A 363-nucleotide genomic window follows, 5' to 3' on the forward strand; every position below is an offset into this window, starting at 1 on the left:
GTGACAGTGTCCTGGTCAACGTGGATAACGCCGCCACCCAGAAGCTGATTGACGATAACCCGTACTATCGTAAAGCGGTGATTCCTGGCGGTATGTATCGTGGCAGTGACGAAGACGTAACCACCTTTGGTGTTGCGGCAACCTTCGTGTCATCTACCGATGTCCCCGACGATGTTGTCTACGCCGTCGTGAAGGCTGTTTTCGAGAACTTTGACAGCTTCAAGCGTCTGCATCCGGCGTTTGCCAACCTGAACAAGGAAGAAATGGTCTCTGATGCCCTGAGTGCGCCGTTGCACCCGGGTGCTGCCAAGTACTACAAGGAAGCCGGTCTGATCGACTGATCTGTCTGCACTCCGACACAGC

General features: G+C 54.5%; 1 protein-coding gene. It reads left to right on the plus strand.

Annotated features, from left to right (window positions below; genetic code table 11):
- Positions 1–341, plus strand: a 341-nt coding sequence (locus B2W52_RS10645) for a TAXI family TRAP transporter solute-binding subunit (protein ID WP_286802953.1), incomplete at its 5' end; no start/stop codon positions are given.
- Positions 342–363: the final 22 nt, after the last annotated feature.

The sequence above is a fragment of the Marinobacter sp. UBA2498 genome, from assembly GCF_002341575.1.
In the GTDB taxonomy this organism is placed as follows: Bacteria; Pseudomonadota; Gammaproteobacteria; order Pseudomonadales; family Oleiphilaceae; genus Marinobacter; species Marinobacter manganoxydans.